Annotated in this window: 5 protein-coding genes and 1 pseudogene; 5 read left to right on the forward strand and 1 reads right to left on the reverse strand. The window is 63.7% G+C overall.

The window, feature by feature from the left end; translation table 11 throughout:
• Together EOA36_RS27080 and EOA36_RS27085 are read left to right on the forward strand one after the other, a co-directional pair.
• The coding region (locus EOA36_RS27080; RefSeq protein WP_145969329.1) for an SGNH/GDSL hydrolase family protein at window positions 1–449 on the forward strand (449 nt) is incomplete at its 5' end.
• Window positions 446–1,297: an SDR family oxidoreductase gene (locus tag EOA36_RS27085; protein ID WP_127280169.1), complete on the forward strand. Its 852-nt coding sequence runs from the start codon at window positions 446–448 to the stop codon at window positions 1,295–1,297. The genes EOA36_RS27080 and EOA36_RS27085, both read left to right, overlap by 4 nt.
• On the opposite strand, the gene EOA36_RS27090 is transcribed toward EOA36_RS27085, so the two are convergent.
• Window positions 1,291–1,965 (reverse strand): TetR/AcrR family transcriptional regulator, encoded by a 675-nt coding sequence (locus tag EOA36_RS27090; RefSeq protein ID WP_127280170.1) that lies wholly within the window; start codon window positions 1,963–1,965, stop codon window positions 1,291–1,293. The two genes, EOA36_RS27085 and EOA36_RS27090, sit on opposite strands and share 7 nt — an antisense overlap.
• 403 nt (window positions 1,966–2,368) lie before the next feature.
• On the opposite strand from EOA36_RS27090, the gene EOA36_RS27095 reads away from it, so the two are divergent.
• The 3 genes and pseudogenes from EOA36_RS27095 to EOA36_RS27105 form a co-directional block, all read left to right on the forward strand.
• Window positions 2,369–3,922, forward strand: a complete 1,554-nt coding sequence (locus EOA36_RS27095) for a sodium:proton antiporter (RefSeq protein ID WP_127280171.1) — start codon at window positions 2,369–2,371, stop codon at window positions 3,920–3,922.
• A 113-nt stretch (window positions 3,923–4,035) separates the two neighbouring features.
• The gene (locus EOA36_RS27100; RefSeq protein WP_127280172.1) at window positions 4,036–4,944 is read left to right on the forward strand and encodes an endonuclease/exonuclease/phosphatase family protein; all 909 of its coding nucleotides are present in this window, start codon (window positions 4,036–4,038) and stop codon (window positions 4,942–4,944) included.
• A gap of 7 nt (window positions 4,945–4,951) precedes the next feature.
• Window positions 4,952–5,131, forward strand: a pseudogene (locus EOA36_RS27105) (EamA family transporter); the annotation flags it as partial.

Genomic DNA, 5,131 nt, shown 5'->3' on the forward strand with positions numbered 1-5,131 from the left:
GTCTTGTGCGTGTCAGAGAGATTACCGATGCCCGGCCCGACTGGATCCTCTTCCTGTTCGGTACCAATGATGCGCGCACGCAGGGCCCGCACCCCACCAAGACACTCGTCCATCACGAGGAGACCGCGCGCAACATCGCGGAGTTGCGCCAGCGCGTTTCCCGAGAGACCAAGGCGAGCTGCGTTTGGATCACCCCGCCAGCGGTCAACGAAGCGCAGGTCGCGACGCATCCGGGCCTTGCCAGGTTCGGGGTTCGGTTCCGCAACCAAGATCTTGAGCGAGTCGCCAAGATTATTCGCGACGGCGACGGGCCCGTCATCGACGCCTTCTCTATTTTGGGGAGCCCGCCTCCTTCGGACTTCCTCATAAGCGACGGTCTGCATTTCACCCTGGCTGGCCAGAAGCAAATGGCGTTCGAGGTGATCCGTGGCTGGAGCAAACTCAAGTGAAATACCTGGTCATCGGCGCTACGGGAAACATCGGCGCCCGGGTAGTTCAGCGCCTCATTAATGCGGGGGCACGCCCGTCCGTTTTTGTCCGCTCCACGAAGAGGGCCAAAGCCCTTTTCTGCGACCAGGTCGACATTCATGTCGGAGACCTCGAGAATCCAGGTCCCTCGTTGGGCAGGGCGCTGGTTGGAGTCGACGGGATATTCCTCGTCACGGATGGATTGGATCTCGAGAAGCGAGATCGCGCGGTCTCCTGCGCTGCCAACCGCGCAGGCGTCCGACATGTGGTCAAGCTCTCCACGCTAGACGTGCGAACCGGAATCGGCACCGGTCCGTGGCATGCACGGGGCGAGAATGCCGTTCGGGAGAGCGGGGTGGCGTTCACATTCATTCAAGCAGCCGGATTCATGTCCAACGCCTTCGGTTGGTCGGAGTCCATCCGCCGAGAGGGCGTGCTGCGCTCATCCACGGGTGGGGGCAAGATCGCATTCATCCATCCAGACGACATCGCTGCCGTCGCCACAGCCTCCCTGACCACACGCGACTACGACGGCCAGGCACTTGTGATCACCGGCCCTGAGGCGCTGTCGTATGGGGAGATGACGGATACGATCGGTAGAGCCATCGGCAAGCCCGTTCGCTTCGAGGAAATAACGGACGGTCAGGCATACGCACGCACGGTCGAATGGGCCGGGAAAGGCGCCTATGCGGATGCGCTCGAGGACATCTGGCGGGCGGTGCGCGAGGGCCGGCTTGATACAGTGACGGATGGCGTAAAGGAGATAACCGGACGGGAACCAATCCCGTTCGACCAGTGGGCCACCGAGAATACCGCGTCGTTTCAGTAGTCTTTCGGAGCGCTGCCCTGAAAGGAATTCACGTAGACCAGTACGGTGCGGATTGCCTCGCTCCTTGCACCATCGCGCGAGAGGGGCGCGTGCTGTCCTCCGTGCACGAGCGCTTCCACCATGCGAGGTAGGACAAAAAGCATCCGCTCCGTCTCGTCGAGGCTGTACCGCTCCGGGTCCTCGGCGCGTGACAGGACTTGTCCGAAGGTCTGATGCAGCGCATTCTTGAAGCCGAGAGCGCTGTGCGGAACAGCGGACGCGACAACGTCGTGCAGTTCGGCAGTTTCCGCGTGCGCGTTCACCAGGCCCAGGACGAGTTCGCGCGCGAATTCCTCCAGCGAAGCCGAGGCGCAGTCGGTGATCGTCTGCTTGATGACCCGCCGCACCTCATCGACGTGCCGGTCGTGAAGAGCTGTGAAGATCGCGCGCTTGTCGGGGAAGTACTGATACAGCGATCCGACACTGACGCCGGCGGCCTCGGCAATGCGATTGGTGGTAATCGCCAGTGTCCCGTGGCGCTTGGCTACAAGCTGTACCGCCTCTAGCACGACGTCGACGGTCTGCCGCGAGCGTTGCTGCTTCGGCGTGCGCCGCGTAAGGGTCCTTCCGGCGGTCTGCATGCCGCCTTGCTGTGTGTGGTCGCTGGGCCGAGCCTCGGTACGGATCATAACAGTTCCAACCCCTCCAAACAACGTGCCAACGAGTGCGCTGCTCGTACCCAGATACAACATCAAGCGCACCGCAAGGGTCCCAACGCCTCTCTCAGGGCGTCATTTCGCCCCAGCGGAACCGATCCAGATCAGGGTGCCACGCTTTCTGATGGGCGTGCGGCCTTTCATGGAGGCCCGTCACGCTCACAGAGGGCCACCGTTTACATGCGTGTTACAGCCCGGCGATGTTTTTCGACGATGGCTTTCGCGGCGTCCATGATATCCCGAGCAGCCGACGAGGATCATGCGGGGCAGGAGGCGGTTTGAGACGTGCGGCCAGAGGGCTTGAGTTTGATGGCCAATCCACCGCATCTTGCGGGAATATCCGCGTCGGCAATCCGGTCTCCAGAAGTAACCGCCCATGGCTCTTTTTGAACTGACCCTCGTCCTGCTTTTGACCGCCGTCGCGCTGACGGCGCTGTCGCGACGGCTGGAGATTCCCTATCCGTCCCTGCTGGCCCTGGCCGGCGTCGCGATTGCCTTCGTGCCGGGCGCGCCAGTGATCGAGATCGACCCGGAACTGGCGCTTGCCCTGTTCATCGCGCCGGTGCTGCTCGATGCCGCCTTTGACACGTCGCTGCGCGACCTGAAGCGCTACCGGCTGTCGCTGGTGCTGCTGGCGCTCGGCGCTGTGGTCTTCACCACCGTCGTGGTTGCCTTCGTCGGCTGGAAGATGGCCGGACTGCCGATCGCGGCGGCGGTCGCGCTTGGCGCCATCGTCGCGCCGCCGGATGCGGTGGCGGCATCGGCGGTGCTCGGGCAGTTCAAGGTGCCGCACCGCATCACCGCCATACTGCAGGGCGAGAGCCTGCTCAACGATGCCACGGCGCTGCTGATCTATCGGCTGGCGGTTTCGGCAGCGCTGGGATCGATCATGCTGAGCAACGCCATTCCGGTGATCCTGCTGGCGACGATTGGCAGTCTTGTCGCGGGCTATCTGTTTGGCCGCGTGTCGCTGTTGGCGCTCACCCGCATCGAGGATGCGGCGAGCAGCACCGTGGTCCAGTTTGCCGGAACCTTTGCCGTCTGGATCATCGCCGACAAGCTCGGTCTTTCCGCCATCATCACCATTGTCGTCTATGCCATGACCATTGCACGCAGGGGACCGCGCCACTCGTCGGCGAGACGCCGCGTCAGCACCTATTCGGTCTGGGAGTCGGCGGTGTTCGTGCTCAATGTGCTGGCGTTCGTGCTGATGGGCCTGCAGGCACGCACGATCGTCGGCAGGCTGGCCGGAGACGGGCAAGGCGAAGCATTCCTTTTCGCCGCAACGGTGCTGGTCGTCGTTATCGTCGCACGTCTTGCCTGGGTGGCGAGTTACGTCGCGATCATCCGATGGATTGCCCGCTTCGGCGGCAAAGAGGCAAGGCGGGAGTTGCCGACTTTCGGAGGCGCCGTTCTCGTCGGCTGGTGCGGCATGCGCGGGCTGGTGACGCTGGTCGTGGCCATTGCGCTGCCGGCCAATTTTCCCGGCCGCGATCCGATCGTGCTCGCCGCCTTCGCGGTGGTTCTGGGCACGCTGGTGCTGCAGGGCATGACGCTAAAGCCGCTGCTGCGCTGGATCAACTTCGACAAGGACAGAACCGTCGACAATGAGGTGGCGAAGGCGCGCGTCGCCATCATGCAGGCAGCGCTGGACGTGCTGAACCGCAAGACCTCGGCGGCGGCCGCCGTCGTGCGCGAGCAGTATGAGGCTCAGCGTGTGATCGCTGAAAACCCCGACGACGCGCAGGCCGCGACCGAATACGACCGGCTGCGCCTTTATGCCATCAACCGCCAGCGCGACACGCTGGAGGAACTGCGCAGCAATGGCACGATCGGTGACGAGGCCTATCACCGGCTGGAGGAAGAGATCGACTGGGCGGAATTGGCGGCGTCGCCCGCCGGCCGCTTCCAGCCGCTGACCACCGACTAGCAGATACCGAGTCTCAACCGCCCTGCTGGCCCAAGCCCCGTCCGTCTTCCTGCACATTGCAAGCAATCGACCGAACCGTTACTGCCAACGCCGAGAAGTGAGCCGGATAAGCAATGAAGCTGGTCAGCTACAACATCCAGTACGGGTTCGGCAGCGACACGCGCTACGATCTTTCGCGCGCGGCGCGCCTTGTCGCCGGCGCCGACATCATCGCCTTGCAGGAGATCGAGCGGCACTGGCAGCGCAGCAATTTCGACGACCAGGCGGAAATGCTTTCACGCCTTTTGCCTGGTTATCACTGGGTGTATGGCCCGGCCTTCGACATGGATGCCAGCGAATGGCGGGACGGCCATTTGGTCAACCGGCGCCGGCAGTTCGGCACCATGGTTCTGTCGAAACTGCCGATTGTCTGGTCGCGGTTGCACGCGCTGCCGATGCGCCGCACGTTGCGTCCGCTCAACACGCGCAACGCCGCGCTCGAATGCATGATCCGCACGCCGGCAGGGCCGGTCAGGGTGCTTTCGCTGCATCTCGCGCACATCGCGGCGGAAGAGCGGCTGGAGCAGATTGATTATCTCTTGGCCGAGCACCGCCGGGCGCCATCGGAAGGCGGTCCGTGGAGCGGCACCGATGACGAGCCTTCGCGCAACTGGACGCATGGAGAATCAGAGCCGGAAAATCCACCGGCGGCGATCTGGCTGGGCGATTTCAACATGGAGCCGGGCAGCGCCGAACACCGCCGCATCGTCGGCAGCACGCCCTACCATCGGGGTGCTGCCTATCTTGGCGGCTTCGTCGATGCCGCAGCCGTGGCGGTCGAACCGGCTGGTGATTTCCACACGCATGAGAAGATCATCGACGGCAGGCTGGCAAAGCGCCGGCTGGACCATTGCTTCGTCGGTGGTATGTTGGCCGGGCGGGTGAAATCGATCGGCGCCGATATCGGCGAGGTGGCGTCCGATCACTTCCCGGTCCGGGTCGACATCGATCTCGAAACGCCATTCGGCCCGGGAGGTCGATGAGCCCCATATGACGCTTTTCGTCTTCTTCGCGGTGCTTGCCGCCGCCGCCATGCATGCGATCTGGAACGCGCTGGTCAAGGTGCATCTCGATCGCTTCCTGTCGATCACGCTGATGACGCTCGGCATGGGGGTCGCGGGCCTCGTGGTGCTGCCTTTTGTCGAGGTGCCGAAGGCGGAAGTCTGGCCC

This window comes from Mesorhizobium sp. M8A.F.Ca.ET.021.01.1.1, from assembly GCF_003998025.1.
GTDB lineage: Bacteria > Pseudomonadota > Alphaproteobacteria > Rhizobiales > Rhizobiaceae > Mesorhizobium.

Bases quoted from the DNA above. Each gene is read 5' to 3' on its own strand.
- EOA36_RS27090 (WP_127280170.1), bottom strand. From the start codon at position 1,965: ATGATCCGTACCGAGGCTCGGCCCAGCGACCACACACAGCAAGGCGGC.
- EOA36_RS27100 (WP_127280172.1), top strand. From the start codon at position 4,036: ATGAAGCTGGTCAGCTACAACATCCAGTACGGGTTCGGCAGCGACACG.
- EOA36_RS27095 (WP_127280171.1), top strand. From the start codon at position 2,369: ATGGCTCTTTTTGAACTGACCCTCGTCCTGCTTTTGACCGCCGTCGCG.